Genomic DNA, 25,511 nt, shown 5'->3' with positions numbered 1-25,511 from the left:
CTAAGAATGTAAAAATACACAAAAACAAGAGGTGCATTATGGCAAATTATAAAAGAATTTTATTAAAACTCAGCGGAGAAGCATTGGCTGGTCCGAATAAGACAGGTTTTGACGAAGCTACCTGTATAGGTGTTGCCAAACAGGTTAAAAAGCTTGTTGATGCCGGAATCGAAGTCGGCATAGTTACAGGCGGCGGAAACTTTTGGAGAGGTCGTACAAGCGAAAACATTGACAGGACTAAAGCCGATCAGATTGGTATGTTAGCAACAGTCATGAACTGTATCTATGTATCGGAAATATTCAGATCTGTCGGAATAAAGACAAGTGTACTTACTCCATTTGAATGCGGTTCTTTTACAAAGTTATTTTCAAAGGATAGAGCAAACAAATATTTTGAAAAAGGAATGGTTGTATTTTTTGCAGGTGGAACAGGTCATCCGTATTTTTCAACAGATACAGCTACAGTCCTTCGTGCGGTAGAAATTGAAGCAGATGTTATTCTTTCAGCAAAATCAATAGACGGTGTATACGATTCTGATCCGGCTGTAAATCCTGATGCTAAAAAGTTTGATGAGATAAGTATTGATGATGTTGTAAACAACAGACTTGGTGTTATTGACCTTGCGGCGGCGGTATTGTGTATGGAAAATCACATGCCTATGATGATTTTTGGACTAAATGAAGAAGACAGTATTGTAAATACAGTAAACGGAGTTACAAAAGGAACACTTGTAACTGCATAAACTTTTTGGAGGAAAATTATGAGCATAGAATTAAAAGAATTTAAAGATAAGATGAATAAGTCGATAGACAGCCTTGCAGGTGAATATACAACCATAAGAGCAGGTCGTGCAAATCCACATGTCCTTGACAAGATTATGGTTGAATATTACGGAACACCTACAAATCTTCAGCAGGTTGCAAATATATCTGTTTCAGAGGCGAGAACAATCGTTATCCAGCCTTGGGAAGCGAGCCTTATAAAAGATATTGAGAAAGCTATTCTTGTATCTGATCTTGGACTTACTCCAAACAATGACGGAAAAGTTATCAGACTTACATTTCCTGAACTTACGGAAGACCGCCGTAAAGAACTTGTAAAAGATGTAAAGAAAAAAGGCGAGGGTGCTAAAGTTGCCATTAGAAATATCCGCAGAGATGCCAATGATATGATAAAGAAACAACTTAAGGCAAGTGAGATTTCAGAGGATGAGCAGAAGGGTGCAGAGGACGATATCCAGAAGCTCACAGATGAATTTATTGCCAAAATTGACAATATGGTTGATGAAAAATCAAAAGAAATTATGACTGTATAATATGATGCAGGGGTCAAAAGCAGACAGTAGTGTATGTTTACATACATTACACCGTTGGCTTAACCCCGATATCATAATATTAGTGTACTTAAATAGGGGGATAGGCAGGAATTGTCTGTCCCTATAATTTCGCAAGTTAAAATTTGATTGAAAGTTTACAGAAAGAAAAGGGGATGACTATGGAAAACAGGGGAGTTCCAAGACATATTGCGATAATTCTTGACGGAAACGGAAGATGGGCAAAGAAGCGTATGCTTCCAAGAAATGCAGGGCACGCTGCCGGAAGCAAAAATGTTGAAAAGATATGTGCGGCAGCATGGGACATGGGAATAGAATATGTGACAATGTATGCATTTTCGACAGAAAACTGGTCAAGACCAAAGGAAGAAGTGGATGCACTTATGAAACTTCTGCATTCATATCTTAAGGACTGTCTTAAAACAAGCAAAAAAAATAATATGCAGGTAAAAGTTATAGGTGATATTTCAAGACTTGACAAAGACCTTCAGGAAAGGATAATTGAACTTGAAGAGGTTTCATCAAAAAATACAGGACTTCATTTTCAGGTTGCCTTGAATTACGGCGGCAGGGATGAAATAAAAAGAGGCATCACGGCAATTGCAAAAGAGGTGAAAGAAGGCAAACTTTTACCGGAAGATATAGATGAAAAAGTTATTTCAGAACATCTTGACACAAACGGTATACCTGATCCTGACCTTATGATAAGAACAAGCGGAGAGCAGAGACTTTCAAATTATCTGTTGTGGCAGCTTGCGTATGCTGAATTTTACTTTACTGATGTATTGTGGCCTGATTTTGGAAAAAAAGATCTGCAGAAGGCTGTTGAATTTTATCAGTCAAGAGACAGAAGGTTTGGTGGCGTAAAATAAAAATGAGAGGTTTTATATATGTTTAAAACAAGATTATTAAGCGGAATTGTGCTTATGGCAATTACCATTGCACTTATGGTTTACGGAGGGTATCCTTTATTTTTTGTTATTACACTTATCTCTGTTATAGGACTTTATGAACTTTATAGGACAGTTGGTATGGAAAAAACAATGCCGGCATTTATTGGATATATATCAAGTATTGTAATTGACATACTTATATTAAATAACGGATTTGAAGAACTTGTAATGTGGCTTATAGCTACGCTTATGGTTTTGATGGCATGTTATGTCATAGCTTATCCTAAATACAATTCTGAACAAATGACGATGTTAATGTTTGGACTTATCTATGTGACTGTCATGCTTTCATTTGTGTTTAAAGTCAGATTTGCGCAAAACGGTATACTTCTTGTATGGTTTATATATATTGGTTCATGGGGGTCAGATACCTGTGCTTATTGTGTTGGCAAACTTATCGGAAAACACAAAATGCCTTCAAAGTTAAGTCCAAACAAGACTATTGAGGGATGTGTCGGAGGTGTTGCAGGTGCTGCACTTATAGGTCTGATATTTGCATTAGTATTTTTTAAACATGGACAGATTATATGGCAGCTTCCAATAATAGGAGCCGTTTCAGCAGTTATATCACAGATAGGTGATCTTACTGCTTCGGCAATCAAGAGAAACCACAATATAAAAGATTACGGAAATCTCATACCGGGACACGGTGGTATATTAGACAGATTTGACAGTGTAATATTTACGGCACCTATCGTATTTTATCTTATTAAATATATGTTGCCATAGAACAATTTACAGATGGAATTTTATAGTAGAGGATTAAAATGAAAACAAAAAATATAGCGGTATTAGGGTCAACAGGTTCAATAGGAACGCAGACGCTTGAAATAATCAGAAACAATAAGGATATGAATGTCATATCTCTTGCAGCCAGAAGTAATATATCCCTGCTGCAAAAGCAGATTGAGGAATTTTCACCGAATGTGGTATGTGTATTTGATGAAAAGAAAGCAAAAGAATTAAGAGAAAACATTAAAGGGGCAAAAACAAAAATTGTTGCAGGCATGGAAGGTCTTATAGAGTGTGCCATTATTTCAGAAGCAGATATTGTTGTTGCAGCGGTTGTTGGAATGATTGGAATAAGACCGGTTATGGAAGCAATAAAAGCCGGCAAAGATATTGCTTTTGCAAATAAGGAAACATTGGTAACTGCAGGTCACATAATCATGCCTATGATAAAAAAATACGGAGTGAAACTTTTGCCTGTAGACAGTGAGCATGCAGCAATTTTTCAAAGCCTTAACGGTGAAAATCATGCTGACATAGACAAGATACTTTTGACGGCATCAGGAGGACCTTTCAGGGGAAAGAAAAGAGAAGAACTCAAAAATATTCAGGTTGAAGATGCACTTAAACATCCGAACTGGTCAATGGGAAGAAAAATTACAATTGACTCTTCAACTATGGTAAATAAAGGTCTTGAGGTTATTGAAGCGAAATGGCTTTTTAATGTATCATGCGATGATATACAGGTGGTGGTTCAGCCAAAAAGCGTGATACATTCAATGGTACAGTTTAAGGATGGAGCTGTTATAGCACAGCTTGGAACACCTGATATGAAACTGCCGATACAATATGCACTGACATATCCTGACAGAAGGTATCTTCCTGGGGAAAGACTTGATTTTTGGAAGATGTCAGAAATCACTTTTGAAAAACCTGATATGGAGACTTTTAAGGGATTGAAACTTGCGTATGATGCGTGCAGAGAGGGTGGCAGTATGCCAACAGTTCTCAATGCGGCAAATGAGAAAGCAGTTGCTTTGTTTCTTGAGAAAAAGATAGCATATCTGCAGATATCAGATATAATTGAAGAGTGTATGTGTAAACATACTACAATTAAAGAGCCTTCTTTAGAGGAAATACTTGAAATTGAACAAAATGTTTATTCATATATATTAGCTAAATATAATGATAATATCATATAATAAATGACAAAATAAAGATTGCAGCTTTTTAAAGACTGCAGTGCCTTATTGTACATGGGGCGGAGATGGAGGATTAGATGAATATATTGGTGGCGTTGTTGATATTTACGGTTATAGTCGTAATACATGAGCTGGGGCATTTTCTTCTTGCAAAAAAGAATGGTGTCGGTGTTCCTGAATTTTCTGTAGGTATGGGACCAAGAATTATTACTGTTGCAAAAGGAAAAAAAGGATTTATTTTTAAATTTTTGTGTTCACAAAAATACTTTGAAAGTAATCCTGACTGGCAGGAGTGTACAAAATACTCATGGAAATTGCTGCCTATAGGTGGTTCATGTGCAATGGTAGGCGAGGACGAGATAAACGAAGCTGAAAATTCATTCAATGTGAAAGGAAAATGGGCAAGATTTTCAATTGTATTTGCAGGACCGTTTTTTAATTTCATACTTGCGTTTGTATTTTCGATTATAATTCTTGCAAATGCCGGAATTGATTATCCGATTATTGAACATATATATGACAATCAGCCTGCTGCAAATTCAGGTCTTGAAGTGGGCGATGTAGTAAAAAGCGTAAATGGCAAAAAGATTACAATAGGCAGGGAAATTGATACTTACACACTGCTTCATCCGCTGACAGGTGAGGATGTTGATATTGTAGTTACAAGAAACGGCGAAGAAAAATCATTCAAAATAGATCCAAATTATAAGACATATCTTTTTGGATTTTCATATGCCACTAATGAAAAAGCTTCCGCTGAGGTATCTGAGGTTACTGAAGGCAAGGCATTTGATAAATCCGGTTTAAAAGCAGGAGATATAATAAAGGAAATTAACGGTAAAAAGATAAACAATGCAGGTGAGCTTAGCACTGTCATGAATGAAGTAAACGGTGACGGAAAAGAAGTCACCTTTCTGGTAGACAGAAAAGGTGAGGAAAAGACATTCAGGGTAACACCTGAGCCATATTCCACAAAGACACTTGGGTTTATAGCTTCAATGGATGAAAAGAGCAAGAGTAGCTTTGATGTTGTAAAATACAGTTTTGTTGAAGTAAAATACTGGATAGAGACAACTGTCGGAAGTCTTGGAGCACTTATAACAGGAAATGTGTCTGTCAAAAATGTATCAGGGCCTGTAGGAATAGTTGATACGGTTGGTGATGCCATAAATCAGAGCAAATCTTATGGACTTAGGGTTGTAATGCTTCAGATTCTTTATATGTCTGTTCTTTTAAGTGCAAACCTCGGTGTTATGAATCTTTTACCGCTTCCGGCACTTGATGGCGGCAGACTTGTATTCATTCTGATAGAGGCTGTCAGAGGAAAACCTGTAGACAAGGAAAAAGAGGGGTTTGTTCATTTTGCCGGTTTTGTTGTACTGATGCTGTTTATGGTATTTGTAATGTATAACGATATAATAAAAATATTGCATTAGATATAGTAAGGTGCACTTTAAACCATGATGTCTTTTTGGCATCATGGTTTTTGCGATAAAATCAAATAACTTATAATTTAATTTTAAGAGAAGAGGTAAATATGTATAGAGATAATACTAAAGTTGTTAAGATTGGAAATGTATCAATAGGTGGCGGAAACAAAATTGCCATACAGTCAATGACCAACACTAAGACAGAAGATGTAGATAGCACTGTAAGACAGATACTTGAACTTGAAAATGCCGGTTGTGATATAGTCAGAAGTACAGTTCCGACTATGGAAGCGGCAAAAGCTATTGCACAGATAAAAAAACAGATTCACATACCGATTGTGGCAGATATTCATTTTGATTATCGTCTTGCTATTGCGGCAATGGAAAACGGAGCAGACAAGATAAGGATAAATCCGGGAAATATAGGTTCTGCAGATAAAATAAAAGCTGTTGTTGATGTGGCTAAAGAAAGAAATATTCCTATAAGAGTGGGTGTAAACAGCGGTTCACTTGAAAAAAATCTTATAGAGAAATATGGCGGAGTCACAGCAGAGGGAATTGTGGAGAGTGCTCTTGATAAAGTTAAGATAATCGAAGATATGGATTACGACAATCTTGTAATAAGTATTAAATCATCAGATGTATTAATGTGCATAAAAGCCCATGAATTTATAGCAGGAAAAACACCGTATCCGTTACATGTAGGCATAACAGAATCCGGTACTGTATTGTCGGGAAATATTAAATCGGCAATCGGTCTTGGCAATATCCTCTATCAAGGAATAGGTGATACCATACGAGTTTCGCTTACGGGTGACCCTGTCGAGGAAATTCGTTCGGCAAAGCTTATATTAAAGACGCTTGGACTTAGAAAAGGCGGCGTAACAGTTGTATCATGCCCGACATGCGGAAGAACGCAGATAGACCTTATCAGCCTTGCAGCAAAAGTTGAAGAGATGGTTAAGGACATGGATATAGATATAAAAGTTGCGGTTATGGGATGTGCCGTAAACGGTCCGGGAGAAGCAAAAGAAGCAGATATAGGAATAGCAGGCGGAAAAGGTGAAGGACTTCTCATTAAAAAAGGTGAAATAATAAGAAAAGTACCTGAAAATGAAATACTTGGAGTGTTAAAAGAAGAACTTGAAAAGATGTGCTGATAAGAGCAGAATTACATATCTGTTCTTATCGCTAAGGAGGAGCAGATATGCAGAGATTGTTACTTGAAACATTTGAGGGATTAAATCTTACGGACAGACAGAAAAAAATATTTGATGATGTCAGTGTTGAAAATGTAGTTTTATCTTCTGAAAATAAAATGATAGACATATATCTGGTGAGCAGTCATGTAGTTGCTTATAGGGAAATATGTCTTTTAGAGTACGCATTGGGAGTATTTTTTGGAAGTACGGATTTAGATATAAAAATACATGACCGATTTGAATTGTCAAAACAGTATGATGCAGAAGCTTTCTTTAAAGAGTATAAGGAGAGCATTCTTCAAATTTTCAAGGCAGAAAACATTCTTGAATTTGATATGTTATATCAGGGCAGATTTGAAATGAAAGACTCGTCTGTTTACATATCATGTGAAGACGACGATTTGTACAGGGGGCGTGAATATAACTTAAAAGAAAATCTTATTAAGATATTTGAAGAAAAAGCAGGTTTTTCAATAACAGTAGATATTGAATACGTCGAACCGTCAAATGAAAAAGAGAAGAAACGTGAGATATTTAAATTTCCGTCTAAACAAAAAAATATACAAAAACACGATAATATACTGCTGCAAGACAGCTCAGAAATTCAGGCGGGTGCTGTTATGCAAAAAACAGGTACAGATGGGATGGGTTCAGATATACCGTTTGATGATGCCGCATATTATGTTGATGATATGGTATATGCTGCCACAAATATGGGATTTGATATTTCACAGGGAGAAGCAGCACAAAACACTGCAATGGGATTTGATGTGTCAGTGCCAAAAGAAAGTGCTATAGTTTCAGGCAAAGACAGTCAAAAAGAAAAAAGTAATTCACCAAAAACACAAAAGACAGAAAATTCTTCAAGATACGGAAAAGACAGAAAATACGGAAAGAGTAAATTTACAAAGAGTAAGATACCGTTTGATGAGGATTGTTTTTATGGAAGAAACTGTGATGGCGAAATCACAAAAATTGCTGATATTCAGGATGAAATAGGTGAAGTTATCATAGAGGGAATGGTTTCTTCAACAGAGGAAAGAGAGATTAGAAACGAGAAAATAATATTCATTTTCAATGTAACGGATTTTACTGACACTATTACGGCAAAGATTTTTATAAAAAAAGATGAAGCTGAGCCTGTAAGAGATAATATTAAAAAAGGAAAATTCATAAAGATGAAAGGAATTGCTCTTTATGATACTTTTTCAAGAGAAGTTGGAATAAGTTCAATAAAAGGAATAAAACCCGGCAAAGACAATCGTGTGTATCGTGAAGATAATTACGAAGGAATGAAGAGAGTTGAACTTCACGCACATACACAGATGAGTGAGTTAGACTCCGTTATGTCGGTTTCTGATTATTTGAGCATGGCAAAAAAGTGGGGACATACTGCCGCTGCCATAACAGATCACGGTGTTGTTCAGGCATTCCCGGATGCTGACCATTGTTTAAAACCTGACGATAACCTTAAAATGCTATATGGTGTTGAAGCATATCTTGTAGATGACCTTATTGGAACGGTAAAAAATGACAAAGGACAAAATTTTAATGATTCATTTGTTGTATTTGATTTGGAGACAACAGGTTTTGGAGCAAAAAGCAACCAGATTATAGAAATAGGTGCTGTAAAGGTTGAAAACAGGCAGATAGTTGATACATTCAGTACATTTGTAAACCCTGAGAGACCTATTCCGTTTAATATAACTAAACTGACAAGTATAGATGACAACATGGTAGCCGATTATCCAAACATTGATGTTATACTTCCTAAATTTCTGGAATTTTGCGGCGACAGTGTTATGGTGGCGCACAATGCATCATTTGATATGGGATTTATAACACAAAAATCAAGGGAGAGAGGTTATAAAACGGATTTTACCGTTATTGATACTGTTTCAATGGCAAGAGCATTGCTCCCTGAGCTTTCAAAATATAAACTCGATACTGTTGCAAAAGCACTCGGAGTTTCGCTGGAAAATCACCACAGAGCTGTTGACGATGCCGGATGTACAGCAGAAATATTCATTAAACTTTTGAAAAAACTTGATGAAAAGGGTATCAGTACGCTTGAAAAGTTAAATGAACTTGGCAAGCCATCAGTTGAGACAATAAGAAAAATGCCGTCATATCATGCGGTAATACTTGCAAAAAATGAGACAGGACGTGTTAATCTGTATAGGCTTGTATCGGAATCACATTTAAAATATTTTAACAGAAGACCGAAGCTTCCAAAAAGTCTTTACCTTGAATATTGTGAAGGTCTGATGATTGGCTCGGCATGTGAAGCCGGTGAGTTGTATCGTGCAATACTTGAGGAAAAGCCGGAAGAAGAAATAGACAGACTTGTTAAATTCTATGATTATCTTGAAATACAGCCGCTTGGAAATAATGCATTTATGGTAAGGGACAATGATAGATTTCCGCAGATACAGGATGACAATGACCTTATGGAAATAAACAGAAAAATTGTTTCACTCGGAGAAGAGTACAATAAACTTGTCGTAGCGACATGTGATGTACATTTCTTAAATCCTGAGGATGAAGTGTACAGGCGAATAATCATGGCAGGACAGGGATTTAAGGATGCAGACCTTCAGGCACCGCTTTACTATAGGACAACAGAGGAAATGTTGTCTGAATTTCAATATCTTGGTGCAAAGAAAGCACAGGAGATTGTAATTACAAATACAAATCTCATAGCTGATATGGTGGATAATATAAAACCGTGCAGTCCAAGAAAATGTCCGCCACAGATTGAAAATTCTGATCAGGATTTAAGAGACATATGTTATAACAAAGCACATTCAATATATGGACCGGATCTGCCACCTGTGGTAGTTGAAAGGCTGGAGAGAGAATTAAATTCAATTATAAGCAACGGATATGCGGTTATGTATATTATTGCACAGAAACTTGTATGGAAATCAAACGAGGATGGCTATCTCGTAGGTTCAAGAGGTTCTGTAGGTTCTTCGTTTGTAGCAACAATGGCAGGTATAACTGAGGTAAACCCGTTGTCGGCACATTATTATTGTCCGAAATGTCATTATTATGATTTTGACTCAGAAGACGTAAAAAAATATGTCGGCAGTTCAGCGTGTGATATGCCGGATAAGAAATGTCCAAAATGTGGTGAAATGTTATGCAAAGAGGGCCATGATATACCATTTGAGACATTCCTTGGATTTAAAGGTGACAAAGAGCCTGATATAGACCTTAACTTTTCAAGTGAGTATCAGAGTAATGCACATGATTATACGGAGGTTATTTTTGGAGCAGGACACACATTCAGAGCCGGAACGGTAGGAACGCTTGCTGAAAAAACAGCTTACGGATATGTAAAAAAATATTATGAGGAACGAGAACAGACAAAACGTGGTGCTGAGATAGAAAGAATATCCCAGGGCTGTGTAGGAGTAAGACGAAGCACAGGACAGCATCCGGGAGGAATCGTAGTTCTGCCTATGGGCGAAGAAATATACACATTTACTCCTGTGCAGCATCCGGCAAATGATATGAAAACCAAGATAATAACGACACATTTCGATTATCATAAGATTGATGCAAACCTTTTGAAACTTGATATTTTAGGACATCAGGATCCTACCATGATAAGAATGCTTGAGGATCTTACGGGAGTTGATGCATCGCAGATAAGAATGGATGACAAGAAAGTTCTTTCATTATTTGAAAGCACTGAGGCACTCGGAATAAAACCAGAAGATATAGACGGCTGTCCGTTTGGTTGTCTCGGACTTCCTGAGTTTGGAACACCATTTGTACACGGAATGTTAAAAGAAGCAAAACCGAAAAACTTTTCGGACCTTGTACGAATATCCGGACTGTCGCATGGTACTGATGTATGGCTTGGAAATGCACAGTATTATATTTCTACAGGAGATTGCACACTTTCATCAGCCATATGTACACGTGATGATATTATGATATACCTCATTCACATGGGAGTTGAAAATGAACGTTCATTCAAAATAATGGAAAGTGTACGAAAGGGAAAAGGACTTACACCTGATATGGAAGAGGACATGAGAGCATGTAATGTGCCTGACTGGTATATAGAATCATGTAAAAAAATAAAATATATGTTCCCCAAAGCACATGCGGCGGCATATGTAATGATGGCACTTAGAGTAGCATATTTTAAAGTTCACTATCCATTATCATATTATGCAGCATTTTTCAGCATAAGAGCCACATCATTCAACTATGAACTTATGTGTCTTGGAAAAGAAAGACTTGAATATTATATGGACGATTACAAAAAGAGAAAAAATGAATTATCAGATAAAGAAAAAGATACATTTGAAGATATGAAGATAGTACAGGAAATGTATGCGAGAGGTTTTGAATTTGTCAAAATTGATATATATCGTTCTAAAGCTAACAGATTTCAGATAGTTGACGGAAAACTGATGCCTGCATTTTCTACAATCGACGGACTTGGTGACAAAGCTGCCGAGATGATAGAAGACGAAGCAAGCAAGGGAAAGTTTTTATCACGTGAAGATTTTAAAAACAGATGTAAAGTCAGTGAAAAAGTGGTTGAGACAATGGCAGATTTGGGCTTGATGGGAGATCTTCCACACAGCAATCAGATATCATTGATGGATTTTATGGAGATGTGATAAATTGGACTGGACTTTTTGTTTTTATAATGAACGGGTATATTAGAACTGCTTGTCTTTACATTATCTTGTACGAATGCTAAGATAGCACTAGAAATAGTAAAAGATTATGACAAATCGTGTATTATATAAAATTGGAGGGGTGTACATGGCAAAGGTTATAGGTATAGGAAACGAAAGCTTTCAGGAAATAAGAGAAAATGATTGTTTTTATATAGATAAAACATCCTTTATAAAAGAATGGTGGGAAAACGATGATACGGTAACACTTATAACACGCCCCCGCCGTTTTGGAAAGACATTAAACCTGAATATGCTTGAATGTTTTTTCTCAAACAAATACAAAGACAGAGGCGATTTGTTTGATGGACTTGATATTTGGAAAGAAGGACAATATCGCGAACTGCAGGGAACATATCCGGTGATATTTATAAGCTTTGCGAAAATAAAACAGAACAATTATACAGATACTATAGCTGGAATTAAGAGAATTATCTGTGATGTAATTCAAAAGTATTATTTTTTGAAAGATTGGCAAGGATTGACTGATGAAGAAAAAAACAATCTAAAAAGTATAACATATGGTATGGATGATTTGACTGCGCAGGAGGCAATCGCAAGCATATCAAATTATCTCAGCCGATATTATGGAAAAAAAGTTATCATATTACTTGATGAATATGACACTCCAATGCAGGAGGCATATGTAAATGGATATTGGGAGGAACTTGTAGCATTTACACGAAGTTTTTTTAATGCAACATTTAAAACAAATCCATACCTTGAAAGAGCTATAATGACTGGTATTACAAGGGTATCTAAAGAAAGTATTTTTAGCGACCTAAATAATCTTGAAGTTATTACAACATTATCCCCAAAGTATGAAACTGCATTTGGCTTTACGGAAGAAGAAGTGTTTAATGCACTTGATGAACAGGGGCTTTCTGACAAAAAGGACGTTGTAAAGATGTGGTATGATGGGTTTAAATTCGGTGAAAAAAATGACATTTACAATCCGTGGTCTATAATCAATTATCTCGATAAAAAGAAAATCGCAACTTACTGGGCAGATTCAAGTTCAAACGGGCTTATAAACAGTCTTGTTCAAAAGGGAAGTCCGTATATAAAAACCATGATGGAGACACTTATAAATGGTAAAGCGATAAATGTAAGAATAGATGAACAGATAGTATTTTCAGAACTTGATTATTCGGAGGATGCAGTGTGGAGTCTGATGCTTGCAAGCGGTTATCTGAAAGTAATATCATCAGAGGAGCTGAATCTGATAAGGGAAAGTGAAAATGAATATGAGCTTGCACTTACAAACCGTGAGATATTATTTATGTTTAGGAAAATGATACTCAGATGGTTTACACCGGCAAAGCATGAAACAAATGAATTTATAAAGGCTCTTATGAACGGTTATGTAGAAAGTATGAACGAATATATGAACGATGTCGCATTACAGACATTCAGTTCATTTGATTCAGGAAAAAAGGAATCTGCAAAAAAAGCACCGGAAAATTTCTACCACGGCTTTGTATTAGGCCTTATGGTAGATCAGACAGAAAACTACCTCATAATCTCAAACCATGAAAGTGGTTATGGCCGTTATGACATAATGTTAGAACCGATAGATAAATCAAACGAAAAACTTCCTGGTATTGTTATAGAATTTAAGGTAATAAATCCTAAAAAAGAAACAACACTTGAAGATACCGTAGAAGCAGCACTAGAACAGATAGAAGAAAAAAAATATGACGCGGAGCTTATAAAAAGAGGTGTAAAAAAAGAAAATATACATCATTATGGTTTTGCATTTAAGGGAAAAGAAGTGCTGATAGAAAGTGGGAAGCTGCCACAATCTGTATGAAACGGTATTGGAATGAGTCCGGTTGGTTGAGAAATCCTTTAAATGTTAGAATTTTAAATGAGATTGACAATTGCCATTTTGAAATTTTTGAAAGAATTAAATTATAAAAAATCTATCTAAGGAATTCAATCTTTAGATAGATTTTTTATGCGTTTGCCCTGATGTATATCCTGAATATTTTGCCTAAACCAAATGTAAAAATCGCTCTACTTTTCCGGTTATGAGCCATGGGGCAGGCTGCTGTTTAAACATATTGTTGCTTTCAAGCGTGGAGACACTTACCTGTATTATTTCGGGATTTAAGATGCCGAAAGGTTCGAGAAGTTCTTTCATCCCTGCTGCCACCGTAAAATCAAGTGTATAGATAACTATTCTGACCTGAGGATTTACACGGATAAAATATTCGAGTTCCTGATTCATGCTCGCTGATGCTACCATAAAGATTACATCGGGAATCGGACAATCTTTCATGGTATTTTCATCGACATGATCAACAATCGTGATGTTATGAAGACAAAAGTGCTCTATATTGTCCTCCATTGTATTTCTGTCTGCGTTACTGTATTCTACGGCGGTTACATTACCTTCCGATGCGAGAAGTGCGGCTTCTATTGCAATGCTTTCGCCGCTTATCACGCATATATTATCCTGTGGAGCTATCATCATTTTATTTAAGATAATTGAGCGTATTTCACTGCCGACATAATGTATTGAACCTTTTTGGAAAAGTTCATTTGAAAGTCCTATCTTTGCGGTGTTTCTTGCTTTTTTATTGACGATAAGCATACCCGCCGAGGCGTTTATGCCACGGTTTATCATATCGGCAGCTTTCTTGTGATATATTTTTCCGATAGGAACATTTCCCTCATTATACCAGACTTCACAATCGCCGAGTCCGGCATTCCACAGACGGTAAAAGATGTCATCATCACCTGCTTTTGTAAATACCAATGTTGTTTTGTGGGCTTCGACAGTAGGAACAACATTTTTGTTTTTCTGCGTAATGTCAAGTATTTTTACATGTTCAAGGTCTATAATCGTGTTTGACGAAAAGAATTTGAGCCATGCAAGAATAGATTCGTTTGAAAATATATTGTTTTCTGTATTCACGAAATCACCTCATTTCAGTTATTTTTCGTAATTGATATTTAATTTACGAAAATAATATGATGCAAGGGTCAAAAGCAGATAGTAATGTATGTTTACATACAAATTACTATCTGATGGCTTGACCCGCCAAACACCGACAAGTAGCAGATTTGCTTGAAAAGATGCGGGATTGTCGGTGTTTGCAGGATTGCGAAAATTGCATAGCAATGAAGCAATCCGTGGTATTATTGTTGTCAAAATACCTTTTGACCACAATATCATAATATAGTATAATAAAAAATGGTATGTCTTGTAACTTGGACAGGACAAATATTAAAATTCTGATGTTGTGGTCAAAGGGTATTTTGCCCCTTGCATCGTATTATAGCATATAAGCTCTTTTTTGGTCAAAACGATTTAATAATTATAAACAGGAGGAAGTTATGAATCAATTTATCGGAAAAAGTTTATCAGGAAGTTTGAAAGAAGCCGTTAATGGTCTTAATGAACCGAAGTTTATTATTTTATTTTCAAAGGATGAAAATTTTGAAAAAAATGTTCGTGAATTGGAAAAACTGTATCCAAAAGTCCCGAGTATAGGATGTGTTGGTACAAGCTATACAGGTGACATTTATAACGGGGACGGATGCAGCGTTGTTGCTTTTACAGGGGATGTAGAAGCAGTCACAGGTGTTCTTACAGCCATCGGCGACACACCGGTTCTTAAAATCAGGGAATTAGATGAAAAAATGCGAAAAATCAATGCAGAAAGCGATAATACCGTATGTATCGATTTATGTACGGGAAACGACAGCTGTGTTGTGACCACTCTGAATATGGCACTCCGCAAATTTAATATTTCACTTGTTGGCGGAACGTCATGGTGTGACAAAGTGTCTGTAAACGGAAAGATTTATTCTGATGCATGCGTATATGCCTTTGTTAAAAATCTTTCAGGAAAGATAAGGACATATAAAGAAAATATATACAAACCTAGTAAAAACAGATTTGTAGTTACAAAGACAGATACTGATGAAAAGAAAATTATTTCACTCGACAATATGCCGGCTGCACAGGTATACTGTAATGCATTGAATATACCTGAATCAAAAATAGAAACGCAGACATATGAAAATCCGTTTGGAAGATTTATAGGAAAAGAGATATATATTATCTCAATAGAACAGCAGAAGGAAAGCGGAATAGTATGCTTTAAACAGGTTAACGAAATGGATGTTCTCACGATTTTGCAGCTTGATGATGTTGACAGAGTTGTAGCTGATACCATTTCACAAATAAAAAGAGATTTTTCAAAAGTTTCAGGTGTTTTTTCGGTTAATTGTCTTTTCAGGTATAATTTATTCAGTGAACACGGCTATTTTGAGACATATTTAAACCGGATGCAGGAAATCGGCTGTCATGGAGGTTTTGTCGGAATGGGTGAACATTACAACAGCCAGCATATAAATCAATCAATGTCCTGTGTTGTATTTGAATAAAAGTACATTTGATAATTGGAGGGAAATATATGTTTAGGAATAAAAAGAACGAGGAACAGTCAGATATAAAATATCCTGTCTCATATTCGGCTGGATATCTTACGGAGAGATATAAGGATTTGGCATCAGAAGAACTTCAGACTTCACAGAACATTAAAAATATTTCCGATTCTTTCGGGGTTGTAATGTCTGAAATGTCAATTCTTACAGAAAATATTGAAGCGTTTAAAAGCACATTCTCTGAAATATCAAGCGCTGTAAATGAGCTGCAGTATGTTAAGAATGGAATAAATGAGTCTGTAGACCAGGCAGAGGAACAGGTAGAGGTTTTAAAGGACAGTTCCGAAGATGTAAGAGACAGTTTTAAGGATATGGGTGAAACTTTTATAAAACTTAAAGATGCTGTAAAGGATATACATAAAAGAACAGAGGGAATAGTGTCTATTGCAAACCAGACAAATCTTTTGTCCATGAATGCGGCAGTGGAGGCAGCGCATGCAGGTGAGCAGGGAAAGGGGTTTGCCGTAGTTGCAAATGATGTAAAGATGCTTTCTGAAAAAATCAAGTCGCTTGTTGATAATGTGAACGACAGCATAGAAAATGTGACCGAAGGCATGGATATGCTCAATGAGTCCATAAACAAATCGAGTGAGGCAATAAAAAACAGTATCGAGCAGGTAGAAAAGACATACAGTATTTTTGATAACATAAAAGATGAGGCGGCAAAGACAGGGCAGACTCAGGAGTCAATAAATAATGCCGTACATAATTCTGAGAAAAGTGTGGCTATGATAGGTGATTTTGTAGTTATGTCAAGAAAAAATTATGACAACGTTTTAAAATTTATTGACGGCATAGATGAACATGAGACAAACAAGGGATTTATATTTGAAGATATAGATAATGTATTAAAACAATTGCCTAAATTGATGGATAAATAGATAAATAAAAAACGGGAGGAACAGATAGTGAACTCAAAAGTTGAGATGTGGGATATTTATGATAAAGATAAAAAGAGAACAGGGCGCCTTATGAAGAGAAATGACTGGTGCCTTAAAGATGGAGAATACCATCTTACGGTTCTTGGTGTTGTTAAAAGACCGGATGGTAAATTTCTTATTACAAAACGTGCGATGGATAAGGCATGGGCACCGGGCTGGTGGGAAATTTCAGGCGGTGCGGCAATGGCAGGCGAAGATTCTTTAGATGCCATAAAGAGAGAAATCTTGGAGGAGACCGGTCTTGATGTAAACAATGCCGCAGGCGGATTTTTGTTCTCATATCATCGTGAGAATCCGGGTGAAGGTGATAATTATTTTGTTGATTTATATAAATTTGAGATGGATTTTGATAAGTCTGATGTAAAACTTCAGGATGCCGAGACAAAAGACTTCATGATAACTGACTTGAAACAGATAGAGGAATTTGCAAATCAGGGAATTTTCTTACATTATGACAGTATTAAGGAGGCATTTAAATAGTATGCGTTATTATTATCCTGACTATTTCAAAGATTTTAAATGTGTAGGCGGAATGGCATGTCCTGACAGCTGCTGTCATATCTGGCAGATAACAGTTGACAGGAAGACATTAAAAAAATACAAGACAGTTAAAGGCCCGCTTGGAAAACGAATGGCTGAAAAAATCGATCCAAAAACCGGTGACATCTGTCCTCACGGAGATGAAAACAGATGTGAATTTTTAAATGATGACAATCTATGTGACATTGTTTCAGAACTCGGAGAAGATTATCTTTGTGAGACATGCTATACACATCCGCGCCATGAAGAAGTATACGACAATGTCAGAGAACGTTCACTTGCAATCACATGTCCTATTGTATGCAAGCAGCTTCTTGAAAGAAAAGAGCCTGTTGAAATTATTTATGAGGATAAAAAAGGAATCGAAAAGCGTGACAGAAAATTTGATGAAGAACTTTTTGAGATATTACTTGACGCAAGGGATAATCTTTTAAAACTCCAGCAGGACAGGGAACTCACAATATCCCAGAGAATGGCTCTCTCTCTTGGAATTGCACATGATATTGAGAGGCGCATAAGAGCAAGAAATGTAAGGAGCAGAGACACAAAAGGAATTAAAGCCATTTTCGGCATTAAAAAATCATTTACAGATGAGGAAAAAGAGGAAATCACAAAAATTCTCAAATACTATAAAAAATCTAACGCTTTTGAAAAAATGCGCAAGAATATAGAGGACAGCGAAGATACGGACTGGTTTAAGCCGGATGAGGAACACGAAAGAAAAAAGATTTTAAATGATATATTATTCACTCTTTGTACTATGGAGGCATTAAAACCGACATGGATACCGTATCTGCAAAGCGTATTAAACATAAGGCAGCAGATGGAAAACAAAGAATATGATGAGCTTCATCGTGAATTTGAGACAAAACTTGATGATATTGAGATTGAACAGCTGTTGTATTACTTTACATATGTCTATTGCTGCCAGTCAGTTTATGATGAAGCACTTTTGGCCAAGATAAAGATGGCTGTTGTAAATACACTTATCATAAAAGAGCTATGGTTTATGAGTTGGCTTGAAAACAATAAAAATATTACAATTGACGATAAGGTTGAGTATGCCCACTGGTTTGTGAGAGAAGTTGAAAATTCCGATGAGAATATGGAACAATGGGACAGCCTTATGCAGAGAAATCCACGATTTTCCTTAGAAAACATTTTTAAGCTGTTATGATACTGTAAATGATAAACAGAACGAAAAGAGGATGATTATGGAATACAAAATATTGGAGAGAGATGCCAAACTTGGTGATTATAATGCAAGAGAAGGTGCCGATACTACAAAGGAAGAACTGTTTGAACGAAAATTTTAGATGAAGTTTTGGAGAAGTATTCTATTTGATGATTTGACAAAATCGTCTGATTTTATGATAAAAAATCATCTTTATCCGTTCGATTAAAATAAAATAATTATGAGGTGACATATGATTTCTAATGGTATAGTAAATTTAATAATGCAGATGTCTGTTTTGGGATTTGTAATCCCGGTTGTTTTTATATTAGCATGGAAAGTGCGAACTAAAAAAAGTATAATTCCATCTCTTGTCGGAGCCGGAGTTTTCATTATGTTTACATTTTGCTTCGAGTCAGTTCCAAACATGATTTTTTTACATACTAAAAATCCAATATCAGATTTTATAGTAGGAAATGGAATTGTATATGCTGTATATGTAAGTTTGATAGCTGCAGTTTTTGAGGAGGCGGGACGTTTTGTCGCTTTTAAGTTTTTCCTAACAAAATATACTTCTGATAACGAAACATCAATTTTTTATGGACTTGGACATGGTGGAATTGAGTGTATGATAGCACTTGGCGTCACCCAGCTTCAATATTATGCTTATGCACAGCTTATAAACCAGAATAAGATATCAAGTGTTATAAATGCCCTTCCTGACGAGCAGTCAAAGACCGCTATGACAGAACTTATTAACAGTATCAAGCAGTTGACACTTTCACAAAGCCTGTGGGCAGGCGGACAGCGTTTCTTCGTTATGTTCATGCAGGTAGCACTGTCTGTTTTGGTATTTAAAGCAGTGAAAGAAACAAACAACAATCATTATATTATCATAGCTGTAATCCTTCATACATTAGGCAATATGCCGGCAGCACTTTATCAGAGGGACATATGCCCTAGATTTGCCACAGAGGTGATTTCGATAGTGTATTCAATAGTTGTATGTGTTTATGCGTATAATGTTTATAAAACTCTTCCAAAGAAAAAGACAACGAAAAAAGAAAATAGTTTTGATGTTGCCGGAAAGAAACTTACAAATTAAAAGCTTAAAAGTTCTTGAAGAATATTTGTTTCACAGGTAAAAAATATTATGAGAATACTTTTTTTAGAAACAAGGGAATTGTCTTATTCATCGTCATCCGTATTTATGAATGAATTAAAAAAGGCATTCCTGAAACTTGGAGATGAGGTCTTACATTACATTGTAAAAGACATAAATCAGAGTGAGGAAATTCTTGAAGATATTCTGGCAATGTCACATACTCTGAAATTTGATTTTATTTTCGACATAAATTCAATATTGCCGCTCTTATATGAAGATGACAAGCCTTATCTCGATTGTTTTAAGGTGCCTTTTGTCGATTATATAGTGGACCATCCGATTCATCAGGCACATGTGTTAGACAGGAAACTCGACAATTTTAATGTCATATGTCTTGACAGCGAGCATTGTGATTATATAAAGACATGTTATCCTAATATAAGAAATACGATTGCAATGCCACTTGCTGCCTGCACGCAGACTGTTGAAAAGATATCTCTGCAGGAAAGTGATGAGCGTAAAATAGATGTATTGTTTCCGGCTACATTCACTCCTGTTTCTTATTTTGAAGATATACTTAAAGATAAAGGGAAAAGATATTTAGATTATGCCAAAGAATGCATTGATATGATAAAAAGCGGAGGGGAATTTGCCGTATGTGATATGAGAAAAAGGCTTCTTGAAACGGATAATCAAAAACATGATATACTGCCTGATGTCTCAAGATATATTGACAAATATATAAGAGAATATTTAAGGCAGATGACAGTTGAAGCATTGATGTCCGTTGGAATATCACTTGATGTGGTTGGTGCAAGATGGGAAATGTATGACGGTAAATACCATAACAGACTAAACATTCATGAACAGACAGGATATGGGAATATAGCAGGTTTTATGCAGATGTCAAAAGCTGTTCTTAATGTTCAGCCGCTGTTTAAAAATGCCCCACATGACCGTATATACAATGCAATGGCAAACGGAGCTGTTGTAATTACTGATTATGTGACGGGACTAAATGTATATGAAGAAGGAAAAGATTATTTAAAGTATAATTTCTCTGACCTAAAAAAAGATTTTGAGAGAATAAAGAATATAATTTCTGACAATAACAAAATTGACAATATGCGTCAAAGTGCATATCAAAAAGTAATGAAAAATGATACGTGGGAAGACAGATGTAGAAAAATTAAGAAAATTGTAAAAAACTTGAGTTAGTCATGCATTGACAAAATCCACTATTTGAAGTTATTATATCAATCGAAAGAAGGAAAGGTTTAATAAAATATGTTATACAAATATTTCAGGTTTAGCAAAAAAAGGGTATCGGTGTTTGCGGTACTTCTCATCATAATTATAAGTGTACAGGCTTTTCTTACGGGTTCGCTTATGTCTCAGCAGTCTGTAACTACAGAGGCAGGAAATTCAAATAGTGCGGTTATCGGTATAATTGATAATGAGGAGATTATCAGACAGAAATTTTCATTTAACAGAAAAGTAGTTTTATCACAATTTGTGTTAAGTTTTGGCTCGTTTGAGCATAAAGATGTCGGAGACGTGCTTCATATTCAGATGACAGACGGAAATAATAATGTCGTTTATAATACGGACATTCCTGTCAGAAAAATAAATCCAAACCAGACATATCCGATAAAAATGGATAATACGGTAACTATTCCAAAAGGTGTCACATGCTGTATCAGAATTACATGCAGCTCTGACGGAAATTCATATGCCGTAATTCCGACATTGAATACAACAAACAGAACAGATCCAAACACCTACATGTCTACACTTAAAATGCAGACACATGCAAAATCTTTAAATATCAGCTATACATATAAATTCAGACAGATGTATCCGCTTATAGTGATGATTTTTGAACTAGTTATTTTGTTTGTGCTCTGCTTTGAACATATTTCTGAAATGGCGGGTGTTTACAGAAAAAGATATTTAAAGGAACTTAAAAAGAAGAAAAAGAAAAAGGATAAGCATAAAAAATCCCGCAGTATAAAAGATGTTGTCAAATGGTGCCTTGCACATAGAAAGTTTATAGTTTATATCAGAAGAATAACATTTGTAATAAATCCGTTTGTTATTTTTCTAATGTTGGAAACAATGAATCAGACATTAGAACTTATGCGCCCGGGTGTCTGGCCTTTTACATGGCTTTTGCTGTTTGCGGTTGAGCTTATTATTTATGCTGTCTGTCGCAGACAATCGCTTTCAATGTTGATTTTAAACTTTATTATGTTTCCGATAGGACTTGCAAATCTTTTTATTATGAATGTAAGAGGAACGCCTTTTCTTCCAGCAGATATTCTGGGAGTAGCAACAGCAACAGAGGTGGCAGACCATTATACGTTCAGCCTGTCTCCGTCGCAGTTTATTATTATACCTGCGTTCTTTATCTGGAATTTATTTGTATTCAGAATAGCAGGCAGGAAAAATGTAAAGGAACCGCTGAAATTAAATATTATAAAGAGGGCTGTTCCTATAGCAGCTTCTGTGTTTATCGTTGGTATTATGTATAATACATCAATACTTGAGGCATGCAAAATAACTGATGATGTTTGGAATAAAGTAGGTTCATGTCAGAAAAACGGTTTTTATATGAATTATTTTATAAACCTTCATTATCTTAAGGTTTCAAAGCCGTCTGGTTATTCACAAGAACGTGTAAAAAAAATAATAGAAGAAACAAAAAGCGATACCGCAAATACATTACAGACAGTTACAGGCAAAAAAGTAGTTTCAAATAGTGATTTTAAAACAAATACTTCACTTAACGGAAAAAAGCCTAACATAATATATATAATGAATGAAAGTCTTGCGGATTTTTCAAAGATAGGTACAGTAAATTATAACAGAGACCCGCTTGAATTTATTCACAGTATGAAAGATAATACTATATCAGGTCTTGATTATGTCTCTGTTTTCGGAGCGGGAACAAGCAATTCCGAATTTGAGGCTATGACTGGAAATACAATGAAATTTTTTCCGAGCGGCTGTAATGTCTACCAGCAGTTTATGCATGATACGACATACTCAATGTCGTATTATTTAAAATCATTAGGCTATAACTGTGATGCCATACACCCAAGCAGTGCCAAAAACTGGAACAGGATAAATACTTACAATAGCATGAAATTTGACAAATTTATCTCGATTGATGATTTTAAAAATCCTGAATATATAAGATATATCAGTGATAAAGAGAGCTATAAAAAAGTGATTGAGTTATACGAAAAAAGAGATAAAGCAAAACCTCTGTTTTTATTTAACGTAACTATCCAGAATCACGGAGGTTACCTCACAAACACTAACTGGAAACAGCCTATTGAAGTGGAAGGCAAATATTACACCGAAGCGAATGAATACCTTTCATCGACAAAAGAATCAGACAATGCTTTCAAGTATCTTATAGATTATTTCAAGGCGCAAAAGGAACCTACCATTATATGTATGTTCGGGGATCATCAGCCTTCTATAGAAACTGAATTTTATGAAGAGCTGCTTGGAAAAACACAGGATAAATGGGAACTGTCTGATATTCAGAAAAGATATGCTACGCCGTTTATATTGTGGGCCAATTACGATATTGGAAGTGCCGATGAGGTGGTTCTTGGAAACAATAATCTTGAAAACCTTTTATTGAAATCAGCGGGAATTGAACTTCCTGTATACAATAAATTTATTGAGAAGGTTTCTGAGATTATTCCTGTCATGAATGTCAACGGATATATGGACAACAATGGCGACTGGCACAATTACGGTTCTGATGAAACAGACGAAATCAAGAAATTACTTGACGATTATGATATACTTCAGTATGGTTATTATAGTGATATTGATAAACAAAAACTATTTGGTAAATAAAAATTAAATGGAGGCTAAAATGGCAACAGATAACAGAAAAATAGAGAAATTACTTGATCAGATGAAAGACACACAGTCAACGGAGCTTGCTACACAGCTCACAGAAGCGTTGGCAGAATCTCATGTATATGTACCGGCAATTATGCCAAGAGACACTAAACCCGAAGTCTTGAGAAAAATGATGGAAAATCCGGGTGTTGAGACTGCCATTCCTGAGGGAGCGCAACCACAGCCATGTATTCTTCAGAATGATAACGGAATGAAATTTTTCCCTATATTCACATCTGAAGAAGAAATGCAGAAAGGAAAAGGAATTCCTGCATTTCCTATTACATTGAATGTGCCATTTAAAACATGTGTCGATATTATGGAATCAATTGGGGATATTACAGCGGCGGCTATAAATCCATTTAACCAGAATATTGTCATGAATATATCTAAAAATGCTACAAAGAAAACAAAGCTTACAGAATCCCAGTATCATGCAATTATAAGACAGCAGATGGAGGCAAGGGTATTCCCTGACAAAATACATACCGGAGGGGAAGAGTACATAAATGACCTCTGTGAAAGACAGGGTGAATGTATTATGGAGCTTTTTGAAGAGCCATATGCAAAGACAAACAATTGTCCGTATACTGCTGACGATTATGATTTTATGATTTTGAATATAAGCGATACGCTCAGACTCATAAGAATAACTATGCCAACAAATAAACAGTATCCTGAGATGGCACTTTCGGTGTTTATTGCATGGAATCCGGTTGATAAGGTATCAAGATATTTTGCAATTATCAAGGGAAGAGAAGGCGAAGATAATAAACTGTATGAGGTTACAAGTGAGCAGAAAGTAGAAGATTTGGGAAATGCACCGGATGAGGGAATAGAACTTCAAAGCATTATTGATTTAGCTACAGCAAAATAGCTGAAAATTAACTTAAAACAAAAGGGTAAGGTATTTGTCTTGTATAATTTATTTTGATTAAAAAATATGAGACTGTAAGAGAAAGGAACAAAAATAGAATAAACGATGGTTATATATTTGATACGTCATGCCAGACAGAACAGTACAGATTGCAATGTAAACGTGCCTTTATCGGCAGAGGGCAGAAAACAGGCAGAACTTCTTGGAAAAAGAATGAATAAATATAAGATTGATGCTTTGTATTCAAGCGACCTTATACGTGCGGTTGAGACAGCCAAAATAGCATTTAAGGACAGAAAAGAACTGTCTGATAATATTATTATTCGTCCGGGAATTGCTGAAATCGACTTTGGAAGTCTCACAGGTGTTCATGATTCAGAAGTTAAACGTTTTTACAAAGAATATTATGATGAACAGCTTGACGATTTCATGGAGGGAAAAAGTCAGAAAGGTACAGCACTTGATGAAGTAAATGAATTTGTGGGAGAATTTTTTGTACCGAATGCAGAAATGTGGTATCCTGACGGTGAAAACGGCCCACAGGTTTTAGAAAGAGTTATGCCGGTATTACATGAATGGATTGACAGCGGTAAACAAAACATTGCCGTAGTTACGCATGGCGGTGTTATCAGAATATTGTTATGCGCGTTGTTTGGCGGTGATTTTGCGAAACGCCTTATGTTTGGAACATCTTTAGAAAATTGCAGCATTACACAGCTTCATTTTGATGAAAAAAAACATGGATTTTATCTCGACAGATTTAATGACTTTGCGCATTTAGAAGATTATCCTGAACTTATGAGAAGCACTTTTTTAGCACCTAACGGTGATATGTAATAAAAATCTTAAAAAATCCGGAATTCTATATTTCGATATAGAGTTCCGGATTTTGTTTTGTTTATAAGTAAAATATAAATCTTAAATTTTTTA

At 35.7% G+C, this 25,511-nt stretch carries 19 protein-coding genes; 18 read left to right on the top strand and 1 reads right to left on the bottom strand.

Going from position 1 to position 25,511, the window contains the following annotated elements; translation table 11 throughout:
- Positions 1-38: 38 nt before the first annotated feature.
- From pyrH to ACZLXV_RS10675, 9 genes are all read left to right on the top strand, one after another.
- On the top strand, positions 39-743 hold the full coding sequence (gene pyrH / locus ACZLXV_RS10715; RefSeq protein WP_367335104.1) for a UMP kinase: 705 nt from the start codon (positions 39-41) through the stop codon (positions 741-743).
- 18 nt (positions 744-761) lie between these two features.
- Entirely contained in the window at positions 762-1,316 is a 555-nt protein-coding gene (gene frr / locus ACZLXV_RS10710; protein WP_022224568.1) for a ribosome recycling factor, read from the top strand.
- 179 nt (positions 1,317-1,495) lie between these two features.
- Positions 1,496-2,206, top strand: a complete 711-nt coding sequence (gene uppS, locus ACZLXV_RS10705) for an undecaprenyl pyrophosphate synthase (RefSeq protein WP_022224567.1) — start codon at positions 1,496-1,498, stop codon at positions 2,204-2,206.
- Between the two features lie 18 nt (positions 2,207-2,224).
- Positions 2,225-3,016: a phosphatidate cytidylyltransferase gene (locus ACZLXV_RS10700; protein ID WP_482383411.1), complete on the top strand. Its 792-nt coding sequence runs from the start codon at positions 2,225-2,227 to the stop codon at positions 3,014-3,016.
- A 38-nt stretch (positions 3,017-3,054) separates the two neighbouring features.
- A complete protein-coding gene (dxr, locus tag ACZLXV_RS10695; protein ID WP_022224565.1) occupies positions 3,055-4,218 on the top strand; it encodes a 1-deoxy-D-xylulose-5-phosphate reductoisomerase in 1,164 nt (387 codons plus the stop codon).
- Between the two features lie 77 nt (positions 4,219-4,295).
- Positions 4,296-5,654, top strand: a complete 1,359-nt coding sequence (gene rseP, locus ACZLXV_RS10690) for an RIP metalloprotease RseP (protein WP_022224564.1) — start codon at positions 4,296-4,298, stop codon at positions 5,652-5,654.
- Between the two features lie 101 nt (positions 5,655-5,755).
- The gene (gene ispG / locus ACZLXV_RS10685) at positions 5,756-6,808 is read left to right on the top strand and encodes a flavodoxin-dependent (E)-4-hydroxy-3-methylbut-2-enyl-diphosphate synthase (protein ID WP_482383410.1); all 1,053 of its coding nucleotides are present in this window, start codon (positions 5,756-5,758) and stop codon (positions 6,806-6,808) included.
- Positions 6,809-6,855: 47 nt separating this feature from the next.
- Positions 6,856-11,496 carry a PolC-type DNA polymerase III gene (locus ACZLXV_RS10680; RefSeq protein WP_482383409.1) on the top strand — a complete coding sequence of 1,547 codons (4,641 nt, stop codon included), beginning with the start codon at positions 6,856-6,858 and terminating at the stop codon, positions 11,494-11,496.
- 148 nt (positions 11,497-11,644) lie between these two features.
- Positions 11,645-13,369 carry an AAA family ATPase gene (locus ACZLXV_RS10675; RefSeq protein ID WP_482383408.1) on the top strand — a complete coding sequence of 575 codons (1,725 nt, stop codon included), beginning with the start codon at positions 11,645-11,647 and terminating at the stop codon, positions 13,367-13,369.
- Between the two features lie 183 nt (positions 13,370-13,552).
- On the opposite strand, the gene ACZLXV_RS10670 is transcribed toward ACZLXV_RS10675, so the two are convergent.
- Entirely contained in the window at positions 13,553-14,479 is a 927-nt protein-coding gene (locus ACZLXV_RS10670) for a precorrin-6B methylase (RefSeq protein WP_482383407.1), read from the bottom strand.
- A gap of 422 nt (positions 14,480-14,901) precedes the next feature.
- Between ACZLXV_RS10670 and ACZLXV_RS10665 the strand changes: the two genes are divergently transcribed.
- The 9 genes from ACZLXV_RS10665 to ACZLXV_RS10625 all read left to right on the top strand — a co-directional run bounded on the left by ACZLXV_RS10665 (position 14,902) and on the right by ACZLXV_RS10625 (position 25,418).
- Entirely contained in the window at positions 14,902-15,957 is a 1,056-nt protein-coding gene (locus ACZLXV_RS10665; RefSeq protein WP_482383406.1) for an FIST signal transduction protein, read from the top strand.
- A 29-nt stretch (positions 15,958-15,986) separates the two neighbouring features.
- On the top strand, positions 15,987-16,898 hold the full coding sequence (locus ACZLXV_RS10660) for a methyl-accepting chemotaxis protein (RefSeq protein WP_482383405.1): 912 nt from the start codon (positions 15,987-15,989) through the stop codon (positions 16,896-16,898).
- A gap of 45 nt (positions 16,899-16,943) precedes the next feature.
- Positions 16,944-17,438 carry an NUDIX hydrolase gene (locus ACZLXV_RS10655; protein WP_482383420.1) on the top strand — a complete coding sequence of 165 codons (495 nt, stop codon included), beginning with the start codon at positions 16,944-16,946 and terminating at the stop codon, positions 17,436-17,438.
- A 1-nt stretch (position 17,439) separates the two neighbouring features.
- On the top strand, positions 17,440-18,675 hold the full coding sequence (gene fliB, locus ACZLXV_RS10650) for a flagellin lysine-N-methylase (protein ID WP_482383404.1): 1,236 nt from the start codon (positions 17,440-17,442) through the stop codon (positions 18,673-18,675).
- A gap of 250 nt (positions 18,676-18,925) precedes the next feature.
- Entirely contained in the window at positions 18,926-19,777 is an 852-nt protein-coding gene (locus ACZLXV_RS10645; RefSeq protein WP_482383403.1) for a YhfC family glutamic-type intramembrane protease, read from the top strand.
- 48 nt (positions 19,778-19,825) lie between these two features.
- Positions 19,826-20,995, top strand: coding sequence for a glycosyltransferase family protein (locus tag ACZLXV_RS10640; RefSeq protein WP_482383402.1), 1,170 nt, complete (start codon positions 19,826-19,828; stop codon positions 20,993-20,995).
- Between the two features lie 69 nt (positions 20,996-21,064).
- Entirely contained in the window at positions 21,065-23,656 is a 2,592-nt protein-coding gene (locus ACZLXV_RS10635; RefSeq protein WP_482383401.1) for an LTA synthase family protein, read from the top strand.
- Between the two features lie 19 nt (positions 23,657-23,675).
- A complete protein-coding gene (locus tag ACZLXV_RS10630; protein ID WP_482383400.1) occupies positions 23,676-24,581 on the top strand; it encodes an SseB family protein in 906 nt (301 codons plus the stop codon).
- A gap of 117 nt (positions 24,582-24,698) precedes the next feature.
- Positions 24,699-25,418 carry a histidine phosphatase family protein gene (locus ACZLXV_RS10625; protein ID WP_482383399.1) on the top strand — a complete coding sequence of 240 codons (720 nt, stop codon included), beginning with the start codon at positions 24,699-24,701 and terminating at the stop codon, positions 25,416-25,418.
- Positions 25,419-25,511: the final 93 nt, after the last annotated feature.

The organism is Butyribacter sp. (genome assembly GCF_056818865.1).
This window is presented reverse-complemented; position numbering and strand designations above follow the sequence as displayed.

What these genes read in the sequence shown, in the direction of transcription:
- pyrH (WP_367335104.1), top strand. Translation starts at nt 39, where the DNA reads ATGGCAAATTATAAAAGAATTTTATTAAAACTCAGCGGAGAAGCATTG.
- frr (WP_022224568.1), top strand. Translation starts at nt 762, where the DNA reads ATGAGCATAGAATTAAAAGAATTTAAAGATAAGATGAATAAGTCGATA.
- uppS (WP_022224567.1), top strand. Translation starts at nt 1,496, where the DNA reads ATGGAAAACAGGGGAGTTCCAAGACATATTGCGATAATTCTTGACGGA.
- ACZLXV_RS10700 (WP_482383411.1), top strand. Translation starts at nt 2,225, where the DNA reads ATGTTTAAAACAAGATTATTAAGCGGAATTGTGCTTATGGCAATTACC.
- dxr (WP_022224565.1), top strand. Translation starts at nt 3,055, where the DNA reads ATGAAAACAAAAAATATAGCGGTATTAGGGTCAACAGGTTCAATAGGA.
- rseP (WP_022224564.1), top strand. Translation starts at nt 4,296, where the DNA reads ATGAATATATTGGTGGCGTTGTTGATATTTACGGTTATAGTCGTAATA.
- ispG (WP_482383410.1), top strand. Translation starts at nt 5,756, where the DNA reads ATGTATAGAGATAATACTAAAGTTGTTAAGATTGGAAATGTATCAATA.
- ACZLXV_RS10680 (WP_482383409.1), top strand. Translation starts at nt 6,856, where the DNA reads ATGCAGAGATTGTTACTTGAAACATTTGAGGGATTAAATCTTACGGAC.
- ACZLXV_RS10675 (WP_482383408.1), top strand. Translation starts at nt 11,645, where the DNA reads ATGGCAAAGGTTATAGGTATAGGAAACGAAAGCTTTCAGGAAATAAGA.
- ACZLXV_RS10665 (WP_482383406.1), top strand. Translation starts at nt 14,902, where the DNA reads ATGAATCAATTTATCGGAAAAAGTTTATCAGGAAGTTTGAAAGAAGCC.
- ACZLXV_RS10660 (WP_482383405.1), top strand. Translation starts at nt 15,987, where the DNA reads ATGTTTAGGAATAAAAAGAACGAGGAACAGTCAGATATAAAATATCCT.
- ACZLXV_RS10655 (WP_482383420.1), top strand. Translation starts at nt 16,944, where the DNA reads ATGTGGGATATTTATGATAAAGATAAAAAGAGAACAGGGCGCCTTATG.
- fliB (WP_482383404.1), top strand. Translation starts at nt 17,440, where the DNA reads ATGCGTTATTATTATCCTGACTATTTCAAAGATTTTAAATGTGTAGGC.
- ACZLXV_RS10645 (WP_482383403.1), top strand. Translation starts at nt 18,926, where the DNA reads ATGATTTCTAATGGTATAGTAAATTTAATAATGCAGATGTCTGTTTTG.
- ACZLXV_RS10640 (WP_482383402.1), top strand. Translation starts at nt 19,826, where the DNA reads ATGAGAATACTTTTTTTAGAAACAAGGGAATTGTCTTATTCATCGTCA.
- ACZLXV_RS10635 (WP_482383401.1), top strand. Translation starts at nt 21,065, where the DNA reads ATGTTATACAAATATTTCAGGTTTAGCAAAAAAAGGGTATCGGTGTTT.
- ACZLXV_RS10630 (WP_482383400.1), top strand. Translation starts at nt 23,676, where the DNA reads ATGGCAACAGATAACAGAAAAATAGAGAAATTACTTGATCAGATGAAA.